This window comes from Amycolatopsis sp. NPDC004079 (assembly GCF_040610415.1).
Taxonomy (GTDB): Bacteria; Actinomycetota; Actinomycetes; order Mycobacteriales; family Pseudonocardiaceae; genus Amycolatopsis; species Amycolatopsis halotolerans.
Genome location: NZ_JBEXMH010000004.1, coordinates 93178 through 119172 on the forward strand (window position 1 = coordinate 93178; position 25995 = coordinate 119172).

Here is a 25995-nt window from a genome sequence, read left to right on the forward strand (position 1 = left end):
GGGCGGCTCATCGGGCGATCGCTCAGGTCAAAACGCCGGAAGATCGCAGCCTGTCGAGACCGGACCCGCTGACCTCGAGGCGCGCGGTATGGGCGGGATCGAGGATGTCGGTTTCTCGACCGTATCTCCATATCTTGTCCACTCGAATCGAGACTGAGGCGCGATCGCCCGTACTGTCGACGAAGGCGTTGAAAACTTGCCCGATCGAGGTTGTGCCTTCAAGTGCGCGCACCACGCAGACCGCATGTTCCGCGGCAACGGATTCCACCTCCTGCACGTAGACGGAGACTTTATCGGCCAAGTTTCAGCGCTCCTTCGACGAACTGCTGGATCTGTGCCGCCGAAAGCTTCGGCATGGCCTCTAATGTAGGCGAGATCTCGCTGATGGAAACACTTGCCGGGACGGCGATCCCCAGATCGCGCAGGAGCCCCCTGGCGTCGGCTGCCGGTATCTCCGCGCTGATCCGCCGGGCGAACTCGTTCGGTGCCAGGTCCACGCCCACTTCGAACTCGGACGCTATGTACCCCTCGTAAGTAGCCACTCCCGCAAGGTCGCCGGGCAACGCGATCTGGACCACCGCTTCACCGAATTGCTGAGAGTGCGTGGCGAACGTGGCGGCCACGCCGGGATCGGTGGACGTTGGAGTGACTCCGACGCGTTGCGTCCCTTCGCTGCCGGGATATCCGCGCGTGGTTCCCCGGAACAGGGCCTGCGGTTTGGCGCCGAGCGGGTCGGTGAGGTTGGTGGGCTGGTTGGTGACGTAGGCGTAGAGGTTGCTGTCGCCGCCGGCGAAGCCGAGGGGGTCTTGGCTGAGGAAGCGCTGGTCGCCGGGCGAGTAGTAGCGGGCGCGGTTGTGGTAGAGGCCGGTGCCGTCGTCGTCGCGGCCGGCGAAGCGGGTGGGGTTGGCGTTGTCGGTGCCGGTGAGGGTGGTGGCGCCGAAGGGCTGGTAGGTGTATTCGCCGGTGACGGCGCCGTTGGTGTCGGCGACGGCGAGGGTGCTGCCGAGACGGTCGGTGAGCAGGGATTGGGTGGTGCCGCCGGTGGTGCGGGCGTAGACCTGGTCCAGGCCGCCGGTGAGGGTGGTGGCGGTGACGGTGGCGCCGGACAGTTCGGCGGCGGGGTCGAGGCCGTCGTAGAGGTAGTTCTTGGTTGTGCCGGCGGCGGTTTTGCCGATGCGGCGGCCGAGGCCGTCGTAGGCGTAGGCGGTGGTCTGCCCGGCTGTGGCGGAGGCGGTGAGCTGGCCGCGGGCGTTCCAGGTGTAGCTGGTGGCGCCGTCGGCGGTGAGGTTTCCGGCGTTGTCGTAGGTGCGGGCGGTTCCGGCGAGGTCGGTGAGCTGGTTGGCGTTGTCGTAGGCGGCGGGGCCGTAGGCGGCGGGGATGGCGGCGCGGGCGTAGCTGCCGCCGACGTGGATCGGGCGTCCGGCGTTGTCGTAGGTGTAGGCGAGGTCGCCCAGTGTGGTCGTGCCGCGGGTGTAGCCGATGGAGGCGAGTTGGCCGGCGTTGTCGTAGCCGTAGGTTTCGACGATGCCGTCCGGCAGGGTCACGGTGCTGCGCCGGCCGGCGCCGTCGTAGCTGATGGCCGTTTGTGTGCTGCCCTGGGCGATGCTGGTGGGCCGTCCGGCGTTGTCGTAGCCGTAGCTGATTTGCGGCTGGCCGGCCGCGGTCATGGTCTTGCGGCGTCCGGCCGGGTCATAGGTGTAGCTGATCTGGCCTTGCGGGGTGGTGGTCTGGGCGAGCTGGTCGAGGTCGTTCGGGCTGAAGGTGGTGGTGCCGGCGATCGAGTCGGCGGCCGAGGTGAGGCGGTTGCCGGCGTCGTAGCCGTAGCCGGTCTGGCTTTCCGCTCCGGCCTGGGTGACCCCGTAGCGGACGGCGGAGGTGCGGTCGAGGGCGTCGTGGTCGATCGCGGTGGTGGTGCCGCGGGCGTCGGTGGTGGTGGCGAGGTTGCCGCCCGGGTCGTAGCCGTAGGTGGTCTTGCGGTTGAGCGGGTCGGTGTGGGAGGTGACCCGGTCGAGCGGGTCGTAGTCGTAGGTGGTGGTGTGCTGGCGCGGGTCGGTGACGGTGTGGAGGTTGCCGTTGGGGTCGTAGCCGTAGGCGGTCGTGCGGCCCAGCGGGTCGGTGACCGACGCGATCCGGTCGAGCGCGTCGTAGGCGATCGTCGTTGCCGAGCCGGTGGGGTCCCGGCTGCCGGTGACCCGGCCCGTCGCGTCCAGGGTTTGTCGGGTGGTGCGGCCGAGCTGGTCGGTCGAGCTGGTCGGCTCGCCGAGGGTGTAGCCGTAGACGGTGGCGTGGCCGAGGTTGTCGGCGACCTTGCTGACTTGGCCGTTTTCGAGGCTGTCGATCGTGGTCGTGCGCGCGGTCGGGTCGGTGACGGTGTGCAGCGCGCCGTTGGGCAGGTAGCCGTAGACGGTGGCGTTGTTCTGCCAGTCGGTGCTGCGGCTGATCTGGTCGAAGGAGCCGTCGCGGGTGAAGGTCGCGGTGCGGGCGCCGGAGGTGCCCGCGAGCTGGGTGAGAGAGGTGAGGTTGCCGTAGGGGTCGCGGCCGAAGTCGGTGCGGCGGTTCAGTGCGTCGGTGGTGCTGGTGACGGCGTTGCTGGTGGGGTCGCGGGTGATGGTGGTGGTCTGGGCGAGCGGGGTGCCGAACGCGGCGGTGTCGCTGGTGGTGAAGCCCGCGGCGTTGAAGGTCAGGCGGCGGACGGTGCCGCGCGGGTCGGTCAGGCGGGTTTCGGTGACGTTGCCTGCCGCGCCGGTGGTGTAGTCGATCGTGAAGAACGTGCCGTCGGCGTTCGTCTGTTTGGTGACGCGCCCGTTGGCGTCGTAGGTGTTGGCGGAGTAGACGGTGCCGCGGGCGTCCTTGCTGGTGGCGAGGCGTCCTTGGGGGTCGTAGGTGTAGGTGGTGACGTTGTTGCCCGCGTCGGCGAATTGGGTCAGGTGGCCGGAGGTGTCGTAGTCGTAGGTGACGGCGCGGCCGGTGTTGTCGCTGACGAGCGCGAGTTCGTGGTCGCTGTCGTAGGACAGGCCGAACCATTTCCCGCTCGGCGAGGTGACTTGGGTGATGCGTCCCTTGGCGCGGACGATGCCGTCGGGGTCGGCGGCCGCGGCTGCGCGGTGGACGGTGATGGTGTTGCCGAATTTGTCGCGGATGGCTTGCAGCGGGGCTTCTTCGCCGAAGACGTAGGTGGTGCCGTCGCGGAGCCGGACGTCGAAGCCGTTGCCGTTCCAGGCCAGCACGGATCCGGCGAACTTCGTCGGGGTGGGGTCGGCGGCGAAGACGGCGTCGAGGAAGTCGGTCGATCCGGTGCCGCCGGGGGTGATCCGGTGGTATCGCACCCGGCCGCCGTCGGGCAGGATCAGCTGTCCGTCGATCCACTGCTGGTCGGAGTAGAGGTACATGTTGTAGTCGAAGTCGCCGCCCACGCCGAAGGTGCGTTGTGCGGTGTCGCCCTGCTGGTAGGTGCGGTTGATCGCGAGCGGCAGGGTGTCGTTGACGGCGAGGTCGGTGTGGCTGCCGGTCAGCAGTCCGGTGGCGAGGTCGACCGGGTCCGCGGCGCTGACGACGCCGCCGGGCTTGGAGGCGACCGGGGGCGGGGGCGCGGTGCCGGGCTCGATGAGCATGGCGCCGGTGAATTGGTAGACCTCGGTGCCGGCGTCGGGCACGACCTGCTTGCGGTCGGCGGTGACCTTGCCGTGGCCGTAGACGAACCAGCCGCGGCCGGCCGGGTCGTAGTGCCAGAAGTCCATCACCGTGCCGGGTGAGGCGTTGGTGTAGTTCGGGTAGACCACGCGGGCGCCGGTGGGGAACACGTAGGCGCTGCCGGGCTGGACGGTGAAGTACACCGGGACGTGGGAGTTCGGCAGCGGGAACGGCGGGCGGTCGATCGGGATCGCGGTGATCCCCAGCCGTGTCACCGGTTTGCCCGCGACGTCGCGGACCACGGCCCCGGCGGGCAGGTGCACTTCCAGGCCGGGGATGGCGGGGTTGGTGACGACCACTTCGCTGGGGGTCGGCGAGGCGAATTCGACGGTGTGGGCGGCGTCGAGCGCGGTCAGCCAGATCGGGTACGGCAACGCGGTGGTGCGGCCGGCGGCCGCGTCGACCCCGATGTCGTACAACCCGAACGACGCCTTGGGCCCACTGGCGGTGGCGCCGTCGACGCGCAGCACGCGGTGCCCGGCGCCGATCCCGGCGAGCAGGAACCGTCCGGCGGCATCCGTGGTGGCGTGCGTGCCGTCGATCGAGACGGTGACGCCAGGCAGGCCTCGGCCGTCCAGCGTCCGCACCCGCCCTGACAACGCCGTCGTGCCGGGGCTCGCGCTCAGCGCCGCGGGCTGCTCCGCGGCCACGGCGGCGCGGTGGGTCGTCCAGTCCTTGCCGGCGAGGTTGGCTTTGTCCGGGGTCCACGTCTGCGCGCCGGCCTGCGCGGACGGGGCGGGTTGCTGGAAGCCGGAGGGCACGCCCGGGGCGCGCGGGGGCATCGCGTCGGCGTTGGACAGCTGCAGAGCCGCGCCGGGGCCGGGCGAGGGGGCGACCGCCGGCGGTGCGAGGGCGCGGGGCTGCGCCGAGGAGCGCGCGGACGCGGCGGCGGGCACGAGCACGACCGTGGCGGTGCCGGTGTTGGAGTACGGGCCGAGGATGATCTCGTAGCTTCCGGTCACCGGCAGCGCGGGCAGGCTGATCGACGCGCCGCCCTGGCCGCTGGCAAGAACCGTACCGTCCGGTTTGGACACTTGGTAGTACGGGTAGTAGGGCACCGTGCCGCCGGTGGTGTTGAGCGACAGGCGCTGTCCGGCGGTTCCGTTGTAGTGCAGCTGGTTTTCCTGGCCTGCGCGGGGGAAGGACAGGTTTTTGGCCGTGTTGAGCTGCAGCGTGCCCGCGTCGATCGGCTCGGACAGGGTCGCGGTGACCGAACCGGTGGCGAACCCGTCCGGGGTGACGATGATCCGGTGGTTCCCGGCGGTCGCCGGGACGATGATGATCTCGCCGCCGGGGTCGACCCGGTCGTCGATGATCGCGGCCCCGGTCGGGCCGAGCACCCGCACCCGCAGCACCGTGCCGGCGGGGAACGTCGAGCCGGTGAGGCCGAGGTCGAGGCGCTGGCCGCCGACCGCCGTGAAACCGGTTTCGCCGAGCTGGGCCCGCTGGGCCATGGCGAGCGTCTTGGCGGCTCCGCCCGCCGTGATCGCGCCGGCGTCGACGCGCTGTTCGAGCGTCAGCTGCGTGGCGCCGGTTTCGGCGTACGGGTACACGACGATCTGGTAGGTCCCGGTGGCGGGCAACGGATCCAGGTCGACCTGGGTTTCGGTCAGGTTCCCGTCGCGCAGGACGGTGTTGTCCGGCTTGACCACCTGGACGCGGAAGGTGTGGGCGAAGGTCGGGGCGGCGAAGTCCAGGCTCAGGTGCTGTCCGGCGGTGCCCGCGACGGTGAAGCGGGTGCCCTGCCCCGCGCGTGCGGCGCCGACCTGTTTGGTGGCGCCCACGGCAAGTGCGCCGCCGGCCTGCTCGTTCGACAGCGTGACCGTGGCCGCGCCGGTGCTGGTCGCGTCGTTCAGGGAAAACTGCAGCCGGTACGCGCCGGTCGCCGTCGGGGTGAAGAAGAACGAGCTGAGCGAACCGATGTCGGTCGCTCGCACCGCGACCTTGCCGTCCGGGCCGATCACCTGCACCCACAACGACGCCGCGGCCGGGAAGGTCCATCCGGAGAACGCCACCGACACCGTCTGTCCCGCGGTCGCCGGGAACGACGACACCGCGGTGCGTCCTGGCTGGGGGAGGCTGATCGTCGTGGCGTCGCCGGTCGCGCTGAGCGCTCCTGCGGGCTGGATCGTCGTGAGCCGCAGGCTGAACGCGCCCGCGCTGGAGTACGGGTCGACGGTGATCGTGTAGGTGCCGGTCGTCGGCAATGCCGGAACTTCCCAGTGGTAGTCCGCGACGATGCCCGACGTCAGGACCGAACCGTCGGGCGCGGTGACGGTGAGGAAAGGCAGATAGGCGAAGCCGTAGCCGGTGAGGTCCAGGCTCAGCGCGGTGCCCGCGGTCCCGGCGTAGGTCAGACGGGCGTCTTGGCCGGGCCGGTCGATCTGCACGGTCTTGTCCGCGCCCGCGGTGATCGCGCCGGCTTCCAGCGCGACCGAGGCGGTGACAGTGATCGATCCCGTGCTCTGGTCGGAGGAGCCGAACACGACCGAGTAGGTGCCGGTTTCGGCTGCGGTGAAGTCGAAATTGCCGTTGCCGTCCAGCCTGATCTGTCCCCGGGTGGACCCGGGCGACCATTGCAGAGCCACCCCGTGCGGCTCGCGGATCGACGCCGTGGCCAGCGTGCCGGCCGCGAACGTGGAACCGCTGAAGCCGAGGTCCAGGTGCTGGCCGGCGGTTGCGGGGAAGGACAGTTCCGCTTGCTGGCCGGGCTTGGCCAGCGTCACCGGCGTGCCCGCGCCGGTCGTGCTCAGCGCGCCGGCGACCCGGCTGGAGAGCGTGGCCGTGACCGAGCCGGATCCGTTCGCCGGCGGCGTCAGCGCGATCTGGTAGATGCCCGTGCTGGGCAGCGGCGGGAGCTCGTATCCGCCGTGCAGCTGGGAAAAAGCCCAGAACTGGTCGTAGGGAGCGCGGGCGAACTTGCCGCCGTAGGGAGTGAAGGCGCCGACGCCGAAATCGGTCGGGAACGTCGATCCGGTCAGCCCGAGGGTGAGCCGCTGGTCCTTCTTCCCGGCGAACCGCAGCAGCGCGATCTTGCCCACGGCCGGGATCGTCACGACGGTCGCCGCGCCGTCGACGGCCAGCCGCGGCGTCGTCGCGACAGCGGACGCGGCGAATCCGCTCGGGGCCACGATGACGTCGTCCGTGCTCGTGCCCGCCCCGCCGGGGGTCTCCACCGTCACCGGGCCGGGTGCCGCGTAGTCGGGCAGTTCGACCGTCAGCGACGTCGCGGTCGCGGTCTTCGCCTTGGCGCGCACCGAGCCGACGGACACCACGTCGTTCGCGACGGCCGGGTCGAACCCGGAACCGGAGATCGTCAGCGTCGAACCGCCCGTCAGCACCGCGGGGCTGAACCCGGTGACGACCGGAGCCGCGGCCGCGGCGTCCACCGTGAACGCCTGCTGACTGCCGGCCGAGCCGGACGGCGTCGCGACCGTCACCGCCCCGCTTGTCGCTCCGGTGGGAACGGTGACGACCAGCGACGTGGCGCTCGCCGCGGTCACCGCGGCCGCTTTTCCGTTGAAAGAGACCGTGTTCCCGGCAGCGGAGGCGGCGAACCCGGTCCCGGACACCGTCACGGTCGCGCCGGCCGGAGCGTGAGCGGGCACCAGGCTCGTGATCGACACCGTCGACGAGGCGTACCGGTCGATCGAGGTCAGATTCCCGGACGCGTCGTAGTTGTAGCGCCCGGCGGCGCCGTCCGCGCCGGTCTGGGCCACGCCCTTCAGCTGGCCCGCGGCATCGTAGGAGTAATCCACCGGATTCGACGGAAGAGCCGCCGCGGCCCGAGTCGCCGGCGCGGCCGCGCCGCTGGCCGGAACCTGAGAACCGGACAGGACCAGAAGCGCGGACAACCCCAGCATGAACGCACGCCGCAAGGCAGGCACGATCCCCCCAAGGAAACACCGAGTGAACAGCTCTGAATGGAACGAAAACGCGTGACAGAACCGTGAAAAGCCGCTTCGCGGGAAAACTCGAAAAGCGCACCGGCTGACGACGCTAATCAACCGGTGCGCCGTGCACAAGATTGCTTGCAAGTCGTGCGGGTAAGAATGGGCAAGTCGCGGAGCATCAACGGGCTAAGGCGGACGCGAGAACGGGCAAACCGGACGGTCGCTGCCGTTGATCACCCGAATGACCTACGACTATCGCCGTGGTTTGCGGTTGACGCGGATTCGCTATTTTTAGTTCTTGACCAACAGGTCGGCAAAAGGGCCTCATCTGATTAAGTTGTTGACATCTGCGGTCTGCGGGAGCGTTGCGGCCCGTCCGCTGCTGGTTGAAATTCGCAAGCACGAGTCGCTCGCGCGTTGAACGTTGCGGAGTCTCTTGCCTCGGGCGAGTTCGGGAAGGCGGCGGTGGGTCCTGGGCTGTTATCAGTGGCAGCCAGTCCCGGTGGGAAGCCAGGCGAAGCTCGCATCAGGGGATACGCAGGGGAACTGTGCGAGGCGTTCTTTCGGAAGCTGTGCTGGTTCAGCGCGTGTATTGATCGCTGCCGAGCCTGACGGGTAACCGATGGGCTCGCTTCCGCGATGTCAACTACCGGAACTGTGTTGATCAGGGCGGAGGCAAGTGATGGCGAGCGGGCAGAGCCACGGGTTGGGTGTCGGGAGCGGGAGCATCATCGACTACGGCGGCGGCGTCATCGAGTACCGGCAAACCGGCAAGCTGCTTCCGGCTTTCAAGGTCAACATCGCCGATATCACCGGTTTCTCGGTCCGCAAGGCGACGCGGCAGGACAAGAAGAACGGCGCGAGCGCGTTCCAGCAGATGCTCGTCCTGCAAGGCAGCGGGACAGAGCTCGCTTCTTGCCCGGTCAACCACGGAACCGCGGCGAAGGTCGAAGAATGGATCCGGGCGCATCCCTCGTACCGCGGGAACGTCCCGCAACACGCGCCAGTGCCAGCGCAGGCCACCATTGCAGACGAACTCGCGAAGCTCGCCGAGCTGCGCGACACGGGCGTGCTCTCTCCGGACGAGTTCGCCCGAGCGAAGGCGAAACTGCTGGACTGACCCGCTGGTCTCGCCTTCCGCTCCTGTTGCGGGGATCGCCGAAGTCGCCGCGCTGCGCCGGGCGACACGTCCGACCGGAGCCGGCGACGATTCCAGTCCGGTCACGTCCGGCGTGGTCGTTGTGATGCTTTTGGTGCTTGGACCGACAACATCGGCGTGTTCGAAATGGTGATGCCGGGCGGCGCGTTGTCAGCCCGTGTGGTGGTGGCTCCGACGCGGCGGCGCTGCCGCTGTGCGGACGATTCGCTGGACAGAGCTGCCTTGCCGACAGTGCTTCCGCTTCGCGTGAGGTGGGCGCGTGATCCAGAACATCGCGAGCGTCGTGACGACCGTGAGCGTGTTCCTCGCGATGCTGTCGCTGCGGGCGTCGCAGCAGCAACGGCAGCATTCTATCGAGCCCGTCCGCTCCGTGCGGGTCAGGGGCAGGACTGGCTGGGGCGAACCGTTGCGACGGAGTCCAGCGGGATGATCTGGTAGGTCTCGTGTGAATGGACGATGACCGAGCCGCCCGACACCCCGGCCAGGCCCCCGCAATATCGCGTGCTCCTCGATTCGACGGTGACGGTGGGCTCCGCACTGCTCGCGGCCGGCGCGAACCATGCGAGCCCGGTCGCGGTGGCTACCAGGCACACTCCGAACAGGGATGTCCGGCGGGCGAACACGATCTTCCGTCCGGCTTCGGCCGTTTCCTTGCGGGTCCAGGCTTCCAGATCCTCGCCGGCCAGCAGGCACGTCTCTCCCGGCGCTCCGGACGCTGCCCGGATCGCCGAGAGGGTGGCGACAACGAATGCGATGAGCGCCAAGGCGAACAGGGCCGCAGTCAGTTGGGCATAGGGCGCGGCGAGGCTGGTCAGGTTGTCGCGCCCTTTGATCACCAGGACGGCGCTGAACAGAGCGGTCAGGCCGGCCAATCCGGTCCGCCAGGACTCCGCCTGCTTGCGCGTCGCCTCGAGTTGGTGGAATCGAAGTTCCTGTGCTTTCCGCGCCCACAGCAGCCGCTCGGTACTCACGACATTTTCACCCGCCAGTGGGCACCGCAGCCCAGGAAAGGCTCGTCGGCAGGGCGGTCCGAGTGGCCGTGGCCGCAGTCGCAGCAGACCGTGCGGCCCGCGGCGGGCTCAGGCGGCGGCGTCTTCTTGCGCCGGAACGATTTATAGCCGCTTCCGATGCCATAGTGCCAGTTCGTCGTCGTTCGGCCGCCGCAACCGGGGCAGATCCCGGTGACGTTGATGCCCCGTCCGCCGTCGAGGGGTTTTGCGGCGAATCCGGGCTGCAGCTCGTAGTCCTTGATTTGATAGGGGATCGACCGGTGGTGTTCGACCCGGGTGTCGTCAGTCAACGGAGCCCTCCGTGAGGAGTTCGTATCCGAACAGCGGAGCGTAGCGACGCAGGCGTTCGCGGACTGCTGCTGCGGTTTCGTCTATTTCGCGGGCGCTCGCGGCAATGTGCTCCTCGGTGATCGTTCCGGAGATCGCGGGTTCCTGGCCGTCCAGGTATTCCGTGAGGATCAGAAGGTCCTGCCAGGACGCGATATCCTGGAGGCACGCTGCCGGGTCGTAGGTCCATGTGAGGCCGATCGGCTCGAGCGCGGCGAAGCGCGCGTGTGCTTCGGTCAGCGTCCAGCCCAGCCGGCCCGCGGTCTGAACGAGCCACAGCGGCGTCACAGTGTCGACGTAGCAACGGCGTCCTAGCTCGTCAACCGAGGTCAGCATCGCGAGGTCATGCCGGTCGGCGGGCCTGTCCGGCAGCGACTTTCGGGCAGCTGCATCGATCACAGGAAGAGGCGCGCCGAGAACGCGGTAGGGTTCGAGGCGTTCGAGCAAGGCCGAAATTGATTGTCGTGCCCTTGCCGCGGCTGCGACTATGTCGCCTGGGCGCAGCGCCCAATCCACCTCAAAGCTGTCTCCCTTGTCGAGTAAGTAGTGGCGAGAGCCCAACATGGCGATGCATTCCTCGTGCCGAGGCGTCAATCCCTCTGCTTCGGACGCGGCTGGCGGCAGGGCCGTCAGATCGGCCGTTCCGGGGTAGATGGTTTCGAAGTACTCGATGGATTTCGCGATGTCGTAGTCGAGGAACCAAGCCAGCTGCAGGACCTCAGGGACCGTGATCGGCCGATCCAGGCCGACGATGTCGAGCAGACGCCGGCGCCGCCGCAGCCGTTCCTCGTAGTCGTGAAACTCGCGAGCCCCGACCCCTCGGAGCAGATCCAGCACTGCGAGCCATCCCGGGGCCAGAACACGGCGGTATGTCGACAAGTCGAATTCGTACAACTCGTCGTTGATGATGGCTTGCTCGTCTTCGGTCGCCGGTTCGGGAGCCGCGCCGATCGCCGGCAGGCGGATCATCCCGATGTCGGCGAGACGGTGCAGGCCGGTGAAGATCTCCTGGACGGTCTCGCCGGTTGTGCCGGCGAGCTGAACGAGGTGCAGCCAGGTGAGCTCGAAACCCAGCGTCTCGGCGAACCGCAGAGCCTCCTGTTCTAGTCGGGTTGGATCCTCCGGGTAGGACTGCCTGCCAGCCACCGCGTAACCAAGGGCGGTGAAGCGATCCAGCAGCTTGAGCACGTAGCTCACCGGTTGGCCCAGCTTGGAACTCGCTCGCAGCACGTGAGCGGGCGAAACGGTGGGGTTTGTCCAGGGAAAGCCGACGAAGAAGTCCTGGGTGAACAATTCGACTTCGCCGCGGGTGAAGACGTGGTCGTGCAGCTGGCGGAGGCGGTCTGCCAGCGGATTGGTCCAGTCGGAGGAGGTGAATGCGGCCACCCGCCGAATCACCTCGCCAAGAGGGATGCGAAGGTTGGCCGAAGCCCTCGCCAGGCTGAATCCTGGGGGAGATCCGTGCCGGTCGGCTGGTGCAAAGGCAGCGACTGCGCCGAGGAGGGATTCCTCCTCGGTGGATCCGGGCAGGACGTCGTCCTTGTCCACGAATCGGTAGTCGATGCGGGGGATGTTCCGCGCGGCGGAGAGATCGATCCCGGTGATTGCATAGCGACGGAGACGCTTGATCCGTTCCGAGGGCGACTCGTCCTTGTCAGCCGCCGCCTCGAGGACCTCGTCAATCGACGGTCGCCCGAATTTGCCGGGACGCCGGTAGTAACGGCCGGAAGAGTAGATCGCGCCGAGCACGTTGGCATCCATCGGGCTCACAACAGGGAAGCCGACAGTCGTCGCCGGTTCGGCCACGTGCTCCGAGTTGGCGAAGGTAGTGACTCCCCTCCACGCGCCCACTCGCCAAGCGGATATCCACCAGTCCCTCGTCCCGCCGCTCCACGGGATCATTTCGCCGGTGAACAGTTCGCGATCGACGGGCAAGCAGCCGACTCGGCTCAGCGGCGCGCTGGTTCGCCCCCAGGCACCCTGCACGGCCATGTCGTGCTTCTGGTCGAGGAGATAGGCGAACACGTCCTCGGCGATGGTCGGGGTCTGGTCCGCCACCTCCCACAGCCAGGGCAGGGTTAGTCCTGGCCACTGCCGAAGGGCCGGCAGCGATTCACGGATCTGCTGCCGGATCCAGTCCTTGTCCCATTGCCGCAGCCTGTTGCGATCGACGGTGAACTGCGGCCGGCGCGGTCCGCGGAGGTTGACGATGAGGCCATGGCGTTCCTCGTTCGTCCGGACGCCGTCGGCGGCGAAGCCGCCTTCTCCCGGGACCCACCAAAGGTCCTCGCCGTGCTTCAGCGGTTCCACGACGGCATCGGGGAACCGCAGCAACTCGGGTTGCCAGCTCTCGCGTGATCCATTGGCCTCGATCACGTCGACCGTGTACTCGGCGATCCAGAGCAATCGGCGCAGAGTGCGGAGCACCGACAGCGAGTCCTCGCCGGTCAAATACAGCCGGATCCGGGTTCCGCCCGCTGGCATGTCGCTCGAATGGGTGATCTGGAACAGGCTGCCGCTGCTGGCGATGCGAACGTTGAACGCCTGAGGGCCGACCACGTCGTCTTCGCCGACTGGGCGCGTCGTGATGTGAATTTCCTCGGCGATCATGAAGTAGCTGAATACCCCCACACCGAATTGGCTGTTGGGGATGAGCCGCAGCGGGGGATCGAGTTCTTGCCAGCGCATCTGCTCGGAGCGGAACCCAGACCGGTAGACGAACCGTTCGCCCGCGTTGGCGAACGTGCTCATCATCGTGTCCATGCTCATCCCGACACCGTTGTCGGTGCACTCGATGAACTCCCTGCCCTCCGGATCGGTGCCTTGCCGGAACGAGATCAGTCCTGACCAGTCCACAATGGAGCACTCGCGTCGGGTGAGGTAGCGTCGGCGGACATCGCGGTAGCGGCACGCGTCCAGCGCGTTCTGGTACAACTCGCGGATCGCCAGGTCAGGCTCGCCATAGAGCTGGCGTCCCATCAGCAGTTCGCGCACCTTGTCGTCGGAAAGCCGGAAGCGGAGCAGCGGGGTGTCGAACACCGGCTGCCCGTCCTGGTTCTCTGGCCGGAGTCCGTCGGAGTTCGCCCTGTCTGGGAGCTGGTCGATCAATTCCTTGGCGGGGTCGAATGCCAGGGCGGTCTTGAGCACGACGTCGGCGCGGTGCGCGAGGTCGGTGAATGCCGCGTGCAGCGCGGGGTGATCGCAGATCGCGTGCAGTTCGAGGTCGGTGCCGTTGCGCTCCCAGCGTGCGTTGACGGTCGCCGCGTGCAGGGCGGACAGTTGGACCTCGGAGCCGATGCCCAGGTGGTCCACCACGACGGCGGACACCCGGCGAGGATCGGCTGCCAGCACCCCGCCCAGCCACAGCGCTGCGGCCATCGCGCGCATGCGAGGGTCGAACACACGCTGCCGAACCAAGTTCACGAGGCGCTGGTCGTCTGCTGAGGCGTCCACGCACTCGATCAGGGTGTGGATTGTGGAGCAGAGCTCGCGTTCGGTCAGTGCCGCGGTTCCCCAGCCCGCTGCCGCCCGTGCCAGTTGCCCGCAGAGCTGTTCGACGCTCGGTTCGGTCCACAGCGAGGGACGGACTGCGAGCCATTGGTGTACCAGCCACATTCCCAGTGCGTCTCTGGGCTCCGCGCGATCGCGCCGGGCCAGGCCTTCCGCGCGGCGGCAGACGTGCTCGTAGATGGAGTGGGTGGTCTCGAGGTCGCTTCTGGCTCCGTCGCGGAAGGTGCGGGTGAAATCGGTGGGCTCGACGGTCGCGGCGAGCCGGATGCCGGCACTCAGCGCGGCTTCCCGGAGGAACGGCGCTGCGACGAGAACCGCCAACTCGACCGAGCTGAACCCCGCTTCCTCGGGGAAGCATTTATGGACGGCGGCCAGTACTCGGACCGGATAGTCCTGCGCTGCCCAGGGATCGACGATCCCGGTGCGGGTTGCGAGGAACTCCTGAGCTTCGAGCCATTGCTTGGAGCACTGGTCGACGACGCCGAGAACCGCCTCCGATGCCTGCTGTCGGCCGGGATCGTCCTTGAGGCAGCGCTCCCACATCGGAGTGTTCTCCGCTGCGCGCCGCCAAGCCTCGCCCACTTGGTCGCCCGCGCAGATGACGGAGTTGCCCGGTCGCGCTGTGCTGCCGGGGCGGTGCGCGATCACCAGATCCGGTTTCTGTTCGAGTCCGTCGGTTCTGGCCGTCTTGCGCGCCATCCGGCGCATGACCTCGTCGTGCACCTCGGTCAGGGTCCGTGCGGGGTTGCGCCGGTCCAGCACCTCCGCGAGCGCTTGGGTGAAATAGCTGCCGTCGTCACCGTGCTGGCTGCGCTCCCCGGGTTGGCAGCTGTTGAACAAGACGAAGGAACCGTCCGATGGATATGGCAGCTCACCGCTGCTGGGCACCAGGGCCAGCGAGTCGGACAGATCGTCCCGGCATGCGTCTACGGCGAAGACGACGAGGCCTGCCCGGGACTCGCCGAGGCGACTGGGTATCAGCGAGACGAGGCATTCCGGGTCGGGTCCGTGGGGGCCGGCATAGGCGTCTTGCGGCACCAGGTAGCCCTTGCCGCCGACGGTGACGCCGTGCCCGGAGAAATACAACAGAAGGGTTCCGCCAGGAGCGACGTCCCGGAAGGCTTTCATCGTCGCCGAGCGGATCCGGTTCCCGGTGGGCTCTCGGCCCGATTCGTCGCCGACTCCGCAGTATCGGACTTCGTAGCTCGACTGGACCAGCACGTCCGCCATGCGCCTGACATCGGCGGCGACGACTTCCGGCAGCGCCTCGAAAAGATCATTGTCACAAGAAGGAACACCGATCAGCAGCGCGAGCCGATCCGCCACGGCCGCCTCCCAAGCTCACGTCGCCTGCACGAACATACAAAGTTCGGAGACGACGACCGGTTCGTTACAGCGCGCGATGCCTCGTGGACAGCGACCGGCGCGAACTCTCAGGCCCCGGAGATAGGACCGACATGTTCGGCTTCGTCGAACTCGCCGGGGTCCGACGCGTTGGCTTGAGGCCAACTGGCCGTCATCGTGCGCCACGGCTGGCGGCGTTGGGCGGTGTGAACGCGGCTCCTTCCTGCGTCGCGTCCATGAAAGTGGCGGCACCGCGGAAGGTTGCGCCTCCGAATTGTGCCTCGCCTGTGAAGACGGCTTTGTCGAACAAAGTCAGGCCGCGGAAATTCGCTGCGCCGAACCGGGCAGCACCGCCGAAAGTCGCGCCATTGAACCGGGCGACACCGTTGAAGGTCGTGCCGTCGAAGCGAGCCGGGAGAGGCGTTCCGCAGACGGATCCTGCCACTGGGGCGCAGCGTGTATTCGAAGGTAGGTTGCCTCACGAGAGGCGGTGGGCGGGTGCCTTGGAGTATCGAGTTCCCGGATCTAAGGGTGACAGATCTCGGATTCTAGCGAAGACCCTGCCCGATGGTCGGACAGTGATGGGGTGGACGACTGACCACTACGAGGCGATCAAGACCTGCAGCGCGCCACACTTCCCTGTCAGACTTCTCCGGGCTCTCCGCTAGAATTCACCTGGTTGATAGTGGGAAGGTGCGAGATGAGTGAAAGCAGCCCGGTTATTCCGCTCTATCGCCTAGTCGAAGAAGAGTCCGGAACGGTCATCATCGCGGCGCATGAAATCAACGGGTTCTTTGTGGAGTCTGATCACGCACAGTCAGAGGACATCTTGGTCTTCGGGTCTGCGCGAGAACCGGTCCGCCTCGGCAAGGACCTGTCAGGCGTAGAGCTGCGCGTGGTCAACTCACTCGGCAAGGCGATCGGGTCGTATTGCATCGGGCGGGTAGGGCTGCGCTCTACGTTCGAGGGTAAGGAAGGCCCCGGGCGGGGTGGCTTTGTTGCGACCTTCTATGGCTATACCTGCCCGTACGTCGCAGCGGGAGCAATCTGGCGTCGATGGTCTTCAGGGGGTCCCCTTATGAAGGGGGAATGGGTGGGGTATCCCATCGAATCGCATGCTAGCTGGCTCCATGTGGTGCAGAACTCTTGGTTCGAAACTGGGCATGCGGCTAAGAGGTACGGCGTTGGCGAAATCTGCGTAATCGATGGAAGTCAGATCGTTGGTGAAGGCAGCTTCTATTGTGCGCTTGGCGAAGCGGTTAATGGTCCCGGCGGATATTTTGGATCCACTCTTGACGGGCTTGCTGACTGCCTTGCGTCGTCCCGAAACGCTAGTGCTTCGTTTAAGTTGGTATGGGAACACTTTTCCGGCGCGCAAGAAAGGATGGGTGCCTCGCTGGCGGCGTCCGCTATAGACATTCTGAGAGAATTCGGCGTAGACGTGACACTCAGGTAGCAGCGCTCGATTTCTGGGCGTCAGAAGTGCAAAACTGAAGGCCCATCAGGCAGTTCCTGGTGGGCCTTCAGCGGGTCTTGACAGCAGTAGTTGACGGCAACGTCAGCGTACGAAGGCGGCGCAAGGTGGCGGTTCGTCGCAGTCGGAGCTGGTCGTCTCGGCGATCGACGAGCCGTTGAGCGCAGTGCCGAGCGTGTCGATGGCGTCGCGCTGGAGGCGGAGTGATTCCCAGGGTGAACGGAAAGATGCGTCGTCTGGGAATCTCTACCACAGTCGACCGGGTGGTCCAAGCGGCCCTGAAGCTGGTGTTGGAGCCGATTTTCGAGGTGAACTTTCACCCACGCTCCTACGGGTTCCGCCCCGGACGCCAGGCACAGGACGCGATCGCCGAGACATGGTTCTTGGCCAAGCACTCCTACGAGAGGGTGGTCGAGGGCGACATCGAGGCGTGCTTCGACACGATCGACCACGCGGCCCTGATGGACCAGGTGCGACGTCGAGTCGGAGACAGACGCGTGCTGGCTCTGGTGAAGGCATTCCTGAAGGCCGGAATCCTCAACCAGGACAGGCAGTTCAGGAACACCGAGATCGGCACTCCGCGGGGCGGAATCCTTCCCCGCTGCTGGCCAACATCGCACTGTCCGCTCTGGACGAGTACTTCGCCCAAGCGGCGCGGTCGGCCACACGCGAGTGGTAGTGCCGCAAACGTCGATACGCGGCCAGGCCAGCTACCGGCTGATCCGGTATGCGGGCGACTTCCTGGTCGTTGTGTCCGGCGGCCGCGAGCACGCCGAACAGGCGCGCGATGCGGTCGCGGCGATCTTGGCACCGATGGGCCTGCGCCTCTCGGCCGCGAAGACGATGATCACCCATGTCGACGAGGGTTTCGACTTGCTCGGCTGGCGTATCCAGCGTCGCCGCAAGCGGGGACCGCCGAGCAGCACGTCTGCACCTACCCTGCCCGCCATGGCGCGGCGACGTTGGTGTTGGCGGCGGGGGTGGAGATGAAGGTGGTGCAGCGGATGCTGCGGCTCTCCTCAATCACCATCGCGTCCGACACCTACACGTCGGTTCTGCCTCAGGTGGCGTTCGCGGCGGCGGCGATCATCCCGCGGCAGTCGGCGCGAAGTCTCGGGCTCTGTGCCGCGTCAGAACTTGGTCGAATGCGCTGACCTGCAGTTTGGTCGGTTCGCGGCTTCTCTACTTGATCACAGTCCGGCTGTTCGGCTGGCTGGGCGTACTCGCGCGTGATGACACAGCAGTGGCCGCTGAACTGCTGGTACTTCGGCACGAGGTCGCGGTGTTGCGCAGGCAGGTCAGCCGGCCGCGGTTGACGCGGTCCGATCGGGCGCTGTTGGCCGCGCTGGCTCGGCTGCTTCCCCGGCGGGTGAGGATGGCTCGGATCGTCACGCCGGGCGCCTTGTTGGCCTGGCATCGCCATCTGGTCGCGCGGAAGTGGCGGTATCCGAATCGATCTGGCCGGCCTCCGATCAGCGCACAAGTACGCGAGATCGTGCTTCAACTCGGACGGGAGAATCCCCGCTGGGGATACCGGCGGGTTCATGGCGAACTCGTGCGGCTGGGCTATCGCGTCGGTGAAGCCACGATCCGGCGGATCTTGCGAGTCCACCGGATCGGTCCGGCACCGCGTGAGGCCAACACCTCGTGGCGAACCTTCCTGCGCACGCAGGCGGCCGGACTATTGGCCTGCGACTTCTTCCATATCGACACGATCTTCCTGCGTCGGCTGTACGTCCTGTTCGTGATGGAGATCCGCACCCGCCGAGTGCATCTTCTCGGTGTCACAGCTCATCCAACCGGTGACTGGGTCGCGCAGGCCGCCCGCAATCTGGCCACGGCCCTCGGAGAGCGGATCAGTGCGTTCCGTTTCCTCGTCCGAGATCGGGATGCCAAGTTCACGCCAGCCTTCGACGAGGTGTTCCGCAGCGGGGGCGTGAACATCGTCAGGACACCGCCGCGGGCGCCGAGGGCGAATTGCTACGCCGAACGGTTCGTGCGCACCGCCCGCACCGAGTGCACTGACCAACTCCTGATCCACCACGCTCGGCATGCGCATACCGTCCTGACCGAATACGTCGGCCACCACAACGGACACCGCCCGTATCAGTCACGGGCGCAACGGGCACCCAACGACGAAAACCGGACTGTATTGCAGGACCTGGATGCCCAGATCCACCGTCGTCGTGTGCTGGGCGGCGTGATCAACGAGTACCGAAGAGCCGCGTGAACCTAGTCGACATTACCGCTGGTCATCGGCCCGCATCGAGTTTTGAAGCGGTACAGGACCTCTACACGAACGTCGCCCAGGAACTTCTTGCCGAAGCCGCGCGGAAACTCGCTGGTGCGATACCGCGGAAGACAGCGCTGCACCCGGCCCGCGCTCTCGGGCTCCCCTCGGGCTCGCAGGAGACCACAATGGACAGTCCGGAACCGGAAGAAATCTGTCCGCATAGCACAAAACCCCAGGTTAACGTTTCCGGTAACCTGGGGAGTGAGGGTGCGCCATCAGGGACTCGAACCCCGAACCCGCTGGTTAAGAGTTCGCTGCCTGAGGTGTCGGATGGTGTCGAGTGATGGTGGACAAGACCTTTTCGTCTGGTCGCAACGTGCTTGCGGTGTCGCCCCGTGTCGGCCGGTGTTGTGGTGTGGTGGAGGTCTCGGGCTCGCCTCGGGCTCGCACATGCCGGGTTGTGCCGTCTGGTCCGGTCCCAGCGGGGCGCTGCGTCGTGAGGTGGTCGGAGTGACGGGGCCGGGTGCTCGGCGTGATCCAGTCGTCTCTGCGGTAAGCGTCATGGTGGGTGTCGTGGTCGGGCTGACGTTCCTCTTCGGCTTCGGGAATGTGCTGGTTCTTGCTCTTCGTTTGGGTGTGCCGGTCTGGGTAGCACCGTTGGTTGCCCCGGCGGTCGATCTGACGGTGGTGGCGTTGCTGGTCGCGGTTCGGCGGCTGTCGGCGCGCGGCGCTTCTGGTGCGACCATGCGGTCTGCGCAGCGGTTGCTGGTCGGGGCGAGTGTGGTCACGTTGGCGTTGAACGTGGCCGAGCCGCTGGCTGCGGGCGAGGTCGGCAAGGCGTTGTTCGACGCGGTGGGGCCGTTGTTGCTGATCGGCTGGTCTGAGGTCGGTCCGGGGCTCCTGCAAGCTCTTGTCGACCTGCACGGTGCAGTCGATCGCGATCGGCGTGCCGATAAGTCGCGGGTCGACCCATCCGGACTCTCGTCGGAGAACTCAGGCGAGAGAACGTCTGGGCTTGATCCCGAGCTGGTGGAGCGGGCACGACAGGTTGATGCGCGGCATCGTGCTCAGCATCAGCGTCCGGTTTCGGCGGAGGGGTTGCGGAAGGCGTTGGGGGTGGGGGCGGAACGCTCCCGCATGCTGACGCAGATGGTGCGTGCGGAGTGGCGCGACGGGCCCGGCTCAGCCCCGGCGGCGGTTGCCTGAGCCAAGCCGGTTTGCGCAGTCGTGTCCGATTATGCCAGCCGGTTCTGGTTGGCTGCGGCTTCTGTCCGGACCGCGTTTGCGAATTGGGCGTCAAGTCGTTCGGTGAGTTCCTCGATCTCGGCTTCGTCGAGATCCCTGTCTATGTCCTCGTCTTCATCGTCGTTGTCGGAGTATGAGCTGTAGAGAAGGTGGCAGCCGTGGATTCCGTCGAGGAGGTCTTCGAGCAGGTCGTGGGCGGGGCGTGCAGGATCGAGGAGCGTGATGCGAGGCTGGCTGGTAGCGAGCGCGTCTTCTTCGCCGGGACGGCTTTGCTCGGACCACGTGATGGCGTCTTCGATGAGGTCGGGGAGTGCCTCGAGGTCGGCGATCCGGCCCTCGGCGACGGTCATCGCGGTTCTGATCAGGTCGAGGACCACTTCCCGCGGGGTTTCTCCGGCTTCCAGCCGCTCCAGGACGTGGGTGGGCGTCTCGACGGCGAGTGCCTCGATGTCGTCTGCTTCTCGAACGACGTCGGCGGGGTCGCATTCGGCGACGTCGGCGGCGACGTCTGCGGCGGCTTGAAGCCAGTGCGCCGCGGCTACGGCTGCCGCGGTCGGGTCGATTTCGGTGAAGAGTTTCTGGGAGCCGGTCGGTTGTTCTCGGAACAGGTCGTCCGCGGCGGCCACTTGGAGCGGGGAGGCGTCTGCCCGGGTGAGGCAGACTGCTTGGCGTGCTCTGCCGGTCAGGTCTCCGCGTTCCGCGTGTTCGACAGCGGCCAGCTCGTCTTGGACGTCTGTGACTATCTGTTCGGTGAGGGCCGGGTTACAGAGTTGGTGGAGCGCGCGTCCTACGCGGTGGGCTGCCTCCTCCACCGGGATGTAGGACTGGATCATGTAGCCGTCCTGCGGGAGATTCGGGCTTTTCAGGGCGTCGATCACGGTGTCGAAGGCATCGCGATCGCCTTGTCGCCGCCATCCCTCGGTGTTGGTTTCCAGGCTGGCTGCAGCGCTGGCCGGGTGGGTGTAGGTGCGCCAGAGCTGGCGGGACAGCCCGGTCAGGGCATTGGCGAGGTGCAGCGCATCGTCGAGCACGGCGGACTCGGCCAGTTCGGCGACGGTGCTTGCGACGCAGCCGGCACCTGTGTCCCAGGTTCGGATCAGAAGACGCCGGGTCTCATCGAAGGCATAAATCGTCACGGCAACGATCCTGCCAGCCCTGGCAAGGTGGCGTTCGCCACTTGCTCCCGCCCGTGAGTTACCGCCCACTGAGGCTGTGGACGAGTGACGCGTTCTGGTCCCAGCCGTCGCTCGGCCGGGGCTGGCTCCCGATGCGCAGGCCGAGTGCATCAAGCTCGGAAACCCGCGAAGCTTGTCATCGGCCAGCTCGTTTGTGCTGGGCAGCCATGACAACATGCGTGGTGCCTCCTCGCTGCCGGAGGTTCGGGCGGGGGCGGTCTTTCGTCTTCTTCTCGGGGCCTTGCTGCCCGCGCTGGCGCAGCACCAGCAGGCCGGCGCGGGAGGTCTCGGTGAGTGATCATGTACTTCCGCATGATTCAGCGAAACGATCAGTGCCGAGCTGACGACTGATGAGTATGCGAGGTGGAGATGAGGGCGGTCTTGCTGAGGGTGCACGACCGCATGGGCCTGGTTGGTGCCGTCGCCGGACCCAGCTCCGGGAACTGTTGGTCGGCCGGGCTACGAGCTGTCGATGACGGAGACGGTTCCGGAAGCCGTTCGCCCGTGGGCGATAGCCAGCCGCGCGGATGACCTTGACGATCTCGCTGCCGTCGCTCAGCTCGACGACGCGGGTGCCAACACTGCCGACTTGTATGCGTGGCAGGCGGCTATGGCTGCCGCGGATGGGCTCGCGCTCTACCGTGATGCTCTCGATGAAGAGGGTGTGCTGGATCCCAGCTGCGACGACTACGTCCTGTGTGAGTGGCACGAGGACTGGGTCGTAGGCAGCGGGGAGGTCATGGAAATTGTCTCGGCCAAGCATCGCAGCGCGGATGTCGGCGCATACACCACGGTCGCGATGTTGGCTGATGGCGGCGGTGTCGCGCACTTGTTCAACCGGTGGTTCGCGCTGGGGAGGAAGCCCAAGTGCCGGTTGGTGACCACAGGCGGCCTCAAAGCAGGTCCAGCGCGAGAGCTGAGGGATCTGACAGCTCGGCTCAGGGCGCTCGAAACCAACAGCCACGAACCAGCCGTGAAGCCGGACGAGAACAAGGTCGTGAAGCAGCTGCGCACCGCGATCGTGGCTCACGACAGTGGAACGGCGAAGCGTTGGAAGGGCACTGAGACTTCTCCCGGGGTCGCGGCAGAGGACCAGCAACGCGAGGTCCTGGCTTTCCTGGCCTCGTTGACCATCGTCACCGTCGAGGTCAACCAAGGAGTGGTCGCGGACGCAGCGCCGACCAAGTACGCCAAACCCGTCTTGGAGAAGATGGGTCGCAACCTGACGGACTGCGTAGCAGTTTGGAAGGCGGTGTTGGCTCTTTTTCGCGAACGGATGCAGTCGCGTGGGGAGACGACGTATGGCGATCTCCCCCTGGTCCTGCAGCGGGACCGCAGCGGCGGTCCCGAACCGGATGTGCGGCGGCGAATTGCGCGTCGACTCGTCACGATGGATGACATCCATGTTGCCGTCGAGACCGCGCTCGCTGTCCCCGGCGCGTACCAAGCGGTACCGACCGTACCCCCTATATCGAAAGTTGAGATCAAGATGGCTCACGGCGGGTGCTCCTCGAACGCGGTGAGCCGGGCTACGGCCCTGCGGATGGAATACGAGGAATACTGGCGCGACCGAGAGGGCGAAGACCTCGAAGCACGGGTCGTCCGCAGGGACCTGGAGCGGCTGCTGCGTCGAGTCAGCGACCGCGTGATGGGAAATTCAGAGCGTACCGGCCACCTCCTTTGGACCGCCATGGACGACAAGTTGGTCGAACTGCAGGACGCCGGCGAGCTTCCCGCTGGCGTCGACAGTGAGATCGCGCTGGGCGGGCTCTGCGACCTGTCTAACCGTTGCCAGGTTTGGTTCGGCCCTCGATTCGATGTCGAGGCAGTCATCGCGGCCCGTCGTTCCGAGGGAGGGACGCGACCGTGATCGACCTGGAAAAGTCCGAGCTAGCGTTGCTCCGTGAGGACCTCGCCTACCACCAGGCAAGAGTTCTCCTGCTGGTAGCGGCAGTCGCCGGTGCGGACGGACACGGCAGGAAGCTGGACGGTCTGACCAAACTGGCCAAGCTCGACTTCCTGCTGCGCTACCCGGCGCTCGGACCCGTGGTGCTCGACGAACTGGATCGGGCTGATCCGCGCCTGCATCTGCCGCAAGACCCGGAAGCCTCCCCGACCGACGTAGAAGCGCCGATGATCAGGTACAAGTACGGGCCTTGGGACGATCGCTACTACGCCGTCCTCGGCGCGCTGACTGGCCGAGGTTTGCTGCGCTACGTCAAGGCCAGAAAGGGCAGCATGGCGGTCGCCCCCACTGCTGCCGGTCGTAAGGCCGCCGAGCGCCTCGCGGGCAGCACCGAGTGGTCCGGCATCGCCGAGCGCAGTACCGCCATTGCCGAGGCCTCGTCCGGGTTGACCGGACACGATCTCAAAGAACGTATCTACGACCGATTGGCTGATCTGATGGACCGCCCACACCGGCAGGAGATCCGGTGACGACACGCTTCCGGCTTGAGCTGATTCGTCTCGACACCACCGAGGGCACGGTCGAGTATCGCTTCCCTTCGGACCTTACTGTCCTCGCCGGCCCCACGGGAGTCGGCAAGACCACCTTGCTCGAACTCGTGAAGTTCGGATTCGGGCTGAAAGCAGCGCTGGCACCGGTTGCGGTGGACAACATCGACTCGGTGACCCTCCAGGTGCGCATTGGCGACGCGCGGCTCCAGCTCGCTCGCAGCCTCGACAGCGCCAAACGCCGTAAGGTCCGGGTCACCGACTTGGTCACCCAAGATCGTCTGCCAGACCACGATGTCGGTCTTGATGCCGAGTACTCCCTGAACTCGCTGCTGATGAAGTCTTTGGGCCTGCGGGACGATCTGCGCGCCAGCTCTGAGAAGAGCAAGAAGGCAGGCAATCGAGTTACGTTTGCCGACATTCTCGCCTACCTCTACATTCCACAGCGGCAAATCAACCACGACATCGCATATAGTCAAGACACTTTTAAGGATCTCAAGCGCCGGACCGTGTTCGAGATCCTGTACGGACTCACTGACTCCGAGATCCTCGACCTGCGCGCTCAGGCCAACGAGCTTGCGCGCGACATCGCCGTGGCCGAGGCGCGGCACGCAGCTGTTGTCGACTTCCTGCACGAGAGCGGGACCAAGCAACGAGAAGAAGCCGAACAGCGTCTCCATGCCGCCGAGATGAGCGAGGTCGCTGCGGAAGAGCAGCTCGCCAGGCTTCGCGACGAACTGGACCCGGTGAGCGACAGTAACACCCGCGCGTTGCGGGACTTGCTCTCCGACGCTGAACGCGGTGCCGCGGATCTCGCCGCAGCCGTCACCGACATCAACCGCCGTCAATCCCAGCTCACGGCGGAACGCCGACGAGTCGAGGCAGATCTAGACCGGCTCGGCCGCATGCGCGAGGCGAACCTCGTTCTCGCCAACATCGAATTCAAGGTGTGCCCGCGATGCATGCAGTCGCTCGAAGGCAGAGAAATACCCGCCGACGCCTGCAGAGTGTGCCTCCAGCTGGACCCGGTCAGCGCCGACGTCTCCGACGACCAGTACGAGACGAGACAGTTGCGAGACCAGATTCAGGAGATGAGCGAGCAAATCGTCGCCCTGAGCAGTCAAAAGGCAACGGCCGAACAGGCTGCGACCGAGAAGAACCGGCTGATCAACCTTCTCAATGCCCAGATTGAGCAGCGAACCGCCGAACGCGTCAGCCCGCGTCTGCAAGCCTTCAGCGACGCTGCACAGGCATTGGCGAGCGCGCGCAGCGAGCAGCAACGGTGGGAAGCCATCTTGCGGCAATGGGACGTCGTGACTGACCTCAGCCAACACGTGCGCACCCTAAACTCCCAGCGCGCCCAGTTGCAAAGCGACATCAAACTGGCACAGCAAATGCTGGACAAGCGGCGCAACGAGATCATCAGCGCGCTCAGCGAGGAATTCGCCACCACCGTACGAGCGATCGGAATCCCTGGCATCAACACTGCGGCCATCGATTCGAAGAGGTACTTGCCAGTCATCAACGGCAACGTGTTCTCGAAGGACAACCAACTGGGCGGCGGCTTGACTACAGCCACCCAGGTCGCCTACTGGTGCTCGCTGGTGGCGGTCGCCCTGCGCACGCCCGACAGCCCCTATCCGCTGTTCCTCCTGATCGACAGCCCACGTATGGCGCTCAATACTGCTGCAGGCCTGAGCAAGGCGATGTACCGAAGACTTACCACCCTGGTCGGAACCTTGCCCGGCCGGCTCCAAGTGATCATCGCCGACAACGAACTGCCCAAGGAATACCGCGCGAACTACGCCCAGATCGACTTCGACTACGCCACCCCGACCATCTCCACGATCCCGCATCCCGGGCCCAACGACGTTCAGACCATCGAAGAAAGCACATAGCGTCTCTGCGGCTCGATTTCGGCACCTCTGCCGCAAGGATCGCTTGCGCAACGATAGCCTCCTTTAGCAGCAACTCGAGCGTGTTGAGCTGCAGATCGAGCTAGGTGAGTTCCATGGACGCCGATCGCGCCGCGTTGGCTCGCGCATCGCGATGCCGAGTGCCTCATGGTCTCGCACGGGAAGGATGCTGCGCAGCTCGAAGCTCTGGGAGCGGCGCATTGGGATGCGGTGTTCGGTTGCGTGGCGGGCGGTGACGGCGTCGCTTCGGCGGGTGGCGGCGACATGCAGCGAGCGGCAGGCGGCGTCGACGGGCTTCGTGAAGGGCGCGGGCGGCTGCCGCGAGATCGTGTCGGCCACCGCGTTTGTAGACCTTCCAGAGGAACACGAGGATGGCAAGCAGACTGAGGAATCCGCACCCGCTCGACGCCGCTACCACGATCGCAGTTGTCGTCACTTCCGTCATCTCTGCCCTTCCTTGTCACCGTGGCCAGTCGGCTCGAAACGGTGGGTCGGGGTACAGAGTGAACTTCGACGTCGAGGGCCGGTATTATGTTGGGTGTCACACCTTCGGGCTCGTAAGGTG

Annotated in this window: 16 protein-coding genes and 2 pseudogenes; 10 read left to right on the plus strand and 8 right to left on the minus strand. The window is 66.4% G+C overall.

Features of this window, described 5'->3' with window-relative positions:
* Positions 1-22: 22 nt before the first annotated feature.
* Positions 23-301 (minus strand): hypothetical protein, encoded by a 279-nt coding sequence (locus tag ABZX37_RS05765; RefSeq protein ID WP_354736391.1) that lies wholly within the window; start codon positions 299-301, stop codon positions 23-25.
* The gene (locus tag ABZX37_RS05770; RefSeq protein WP_354736393.1) at positions 291-7577 is read right to left on the minus strand and encodes an RHS repeat-associated core domain-containing protein; all 7287 of its coding nucleotides are present in this window, start codon (positions 7575-7577) and stop codon (positions 291-293) included. Before ABZX37_RS05770 ends, ABZX37_RS05765 begins: the two co-directional genes overlap by 11 nt.
* A gap of 688 nt (positions 7578-8265) precedes the next feature.
* Between ABZX37_RS05770 and ABZX37_RS05775 the strand changes: the two genes are divergently transcribed.
* Positions 8266-8703, plus strand: coding sequence for an SHOCT domain-containing protein (locus ABZX37_RS05775; RefSeq protein WP_354736395.1), 438 nt, complete (start codon positions 8266-8268; stop codon positions 8701-8703).
* Positions 8704-9119: 416 nt separating this feature from the next.
* Here the strand turns inward: ABZX37_RS05775 and ABZX37_RS05780 are convergent, their stop codons facing one another.
* The 5 genes and pseudogenes from ABZX37_RS05780 to ABZX37_RS05800 all read right to left on the minus strand — a co-directional run bounded on the left by ABZX37_RS05780 (position 9120) and on the right by ABZX37_RS05800 (position 15378).
* Positions 9120-9713, minus strand: coding sequence for a hypothetical protein (locus tag ABZX37_RS05780; RefSeq protein WP_354736397.1), 594 nt, complete (start codon positions 9711-9713; stop codon positions 9120-9122).
* On the minus strand, positions 9710-10042 hold the full coding sequence (locus ABZX37_RS05785) for a hypothetical protein (protein WP_354736399.1): 333 nt from the start codon (positions 10040-10042) through the stop codon (positions 9710-9712). The genes ABZX37_RS05780 and ABZX37_RS05785 overlap by 4 nt, the downstream gene beginning before the upstream one ends.
* The gene (locus tag ABZX37_RS05790; protein WP_354736722.1) at positions 10035-13406 is read right to left on the minus strand and encodes a hypothetical protein; all 3372 of its coding nucleotides are present in this window, start codon (positions 13404-13406) and stop codon (positions 10035-10037) included. The genes ABZX37_RS05785 and ABZX37_RS05790 overlap by 8 nt, the downstream gene beginning before the upstream one ends.
* Before the next feature lie 891 nt (positions 13407-14297).
* Positions 14298-14915, minus strand: a pseudogene (locus tag ABZX37_RS05795) (caspase family protein); the annotation flags it as partial.
* 190 nt (positions 14916-15105) lie between these two features.
* Entirely contained in the window at positions 15106-15378 is a 273-nt protein-coding gene (locus ABZX37_RS05800; protein ID WP_354736401.1) for a pentapeptide repeat-containing protein, read from the minus strand.
* Positions 15379-15633: 255 nt separating this feature from the next.
* Between ABZX37_RS05800 and ABZX37_RS05805 the strand changes: the two genes are divergently transcribed.
* From ABZX37_RS05805 to ABZX37_RS05830, 6 genes and pseudogenes are all read left to right on the plus strand, one after another.
* Positions 15634-16389 (plus strand): barstar family protein, encoded by a 756-nt coding sequence (locus tag ABZX37_RS05805; protein ID WP_354736402.1) that lies wholly within the window; start codon positions 15634-15636, stop codon positions 16387-16389.
* Between the two features lie 245 nt (positions 16390-16634).
* A pseudogene (locus tag ABZX37_RS05810) lies at positions 16635-16940 on the plus strand (reverse transcriptase domain-containing protein); the annotation flags it as partial.
* Positions 16941-17085: 145 nt separating this feature from the next.
* Positions 17086-17397, plus strand: coding sequence for a hypothetical protein (locus ABZX37_RS05815; protein WP_354736724.1), 312 nt, complete (start codon positions 17086-17088; stop codon positions 17395-17397).
* Positions 17394-17561, plus strand: a complete 168-nt coding sequence (locus ABZX37_RS05820; RefSeq protein WP_354736725.1) for a hypothetical protein — start codon at positions 17394-17396, stop codon at positions 17559-17561. Before ABZX37_RS05815 ends, ABZX37_RS05820 begins: the two co-directional genes overlap by 4 nt.
* 89 nt (positions 17562-17650) lie before the next feature.
* Positions 17651-18637: an integrase core domain-containing protein gene (locus ABZX37_RS05825; protein WP_354736404.1), complete on the plus strand. Its 987-nt coding sequence runs from the start codon at positions 17651-17653 to the stop codon at positions 18635-18637.
* Positions 18638-19201: 564 nt separating this feature from the next.
* Positions 19202-19846: a hypothetical protein gene (locus ABZX37_RS05830; RefSeq protein WP_354736406.1), complete on the plus strand. Its 645-nt coding sequence runs from the start codon at positions 19202-19204 to the stop codon at positions 19844-19846.
* Positions 19847-19875: 29 nt separating this feature from the next.
* On the opposite strand, the gene ABZX37_RS05835 is transcribed toward ABZX37_RS05830, so the two are convergent.
* A complete protein-coding gene (locus tag ABZX37_RS05835; protein ID WP_354736408.1) occupies positions 19876-21090 on the minus strand; it encodes a hypothetical protein in 1215 nt (404 codons plus the stop codon).
* Between the two features lie 442 nt (positions 21091-21532).
* On the opposite strand from ABZX37_RS05835, the gene ABZX37_RS05840 reads away from it, so the two are divergent.
* From ABZX37_RS05840 to ABZX37_RS05850, 3 genes are read left to right on the plus strand one after another with little or no spacing between them, the layout of a single operon-like run.
* Positions 21533-22930, plus strand: coding sequence for a hypothetical protein (locus tag ABZX37_RS05840; RefSeq protein WP_354736410.1), 1398 nt, complete (start codon positions 21533-21535; stop codon positions 22928-22930).
* On the plus strand, positions 22927-23496 hold the full coding sequence (locus tag ABZX37_RS05845; RefSeq protein WP_354736412.1) for a hypothetical protein: 570 nt from the start codon (positions 22927-22929) through the stop codon (positions 23494-23496). The genes ABZX37_RS05840 and ABZX37_RS05845 overlap by 4 nt, the downstream gene beginning before the upstream one ends.
* Positions 23493-25412 carry an AAA family ATPase gene (locus ABZX37_RS05850; RefSeq protein WP_354736414.1) on the plus strand — a complete coding sequence of 640 codons (1920 nt, stop codon included), beginning with the start codon at positions 23493-23495 and terminating at the stop codon, positions 25410-25412. Before ABZX37_RS05845 ends, ABZX37_RS05850 begins: the two co-directional genes overlap by 4 nt.
* The last annotated feature ends 583 nt before the right edge of the window (positions 25413-25995 follow it).

Excerpts from the sequence above, each read along its gene's own strand:
- ABZX37_RS05820 (WP_354736725.1), top strand. The coding sequence starts at position 17,394 with ATGAAGGTGGTGCAGCGGATGCTGCGGCTCTCCTCAATCACCATCGCG.
- ABZX37_RS05840 (WP_354736410.1), top strand. The coding sequence starts at position 21,533 with ATGACGGAGACGGTTCCGGAAGCCGTTCGCCCGTGGGCGATAGCCAGC.
- ABZX37_RS05830 (WP_354736406.1), top strand. The coding sequence starts at position 19,202 with ATGGTGGGTGTCGTGGTCGGGCTGACGTTCCTCTTCGGCTTCGGGAAT.
- ABZX37_RS05775 (WP_354736395.1), top strand. The coding sequence starts at position 8,266 with ATGGCGAGCGGGCAGAGCCACGGGTTGGGTGTCGGGAGCGGGAGCATC.
- ABZX37_RS05805 (WP_354736402.1), top strand. The coding sequence starts at position 15,634 with ATGAGTGAAAGCAGCCCGGTTATTCCGCTCTATCGCCTAGTCGAAGAA.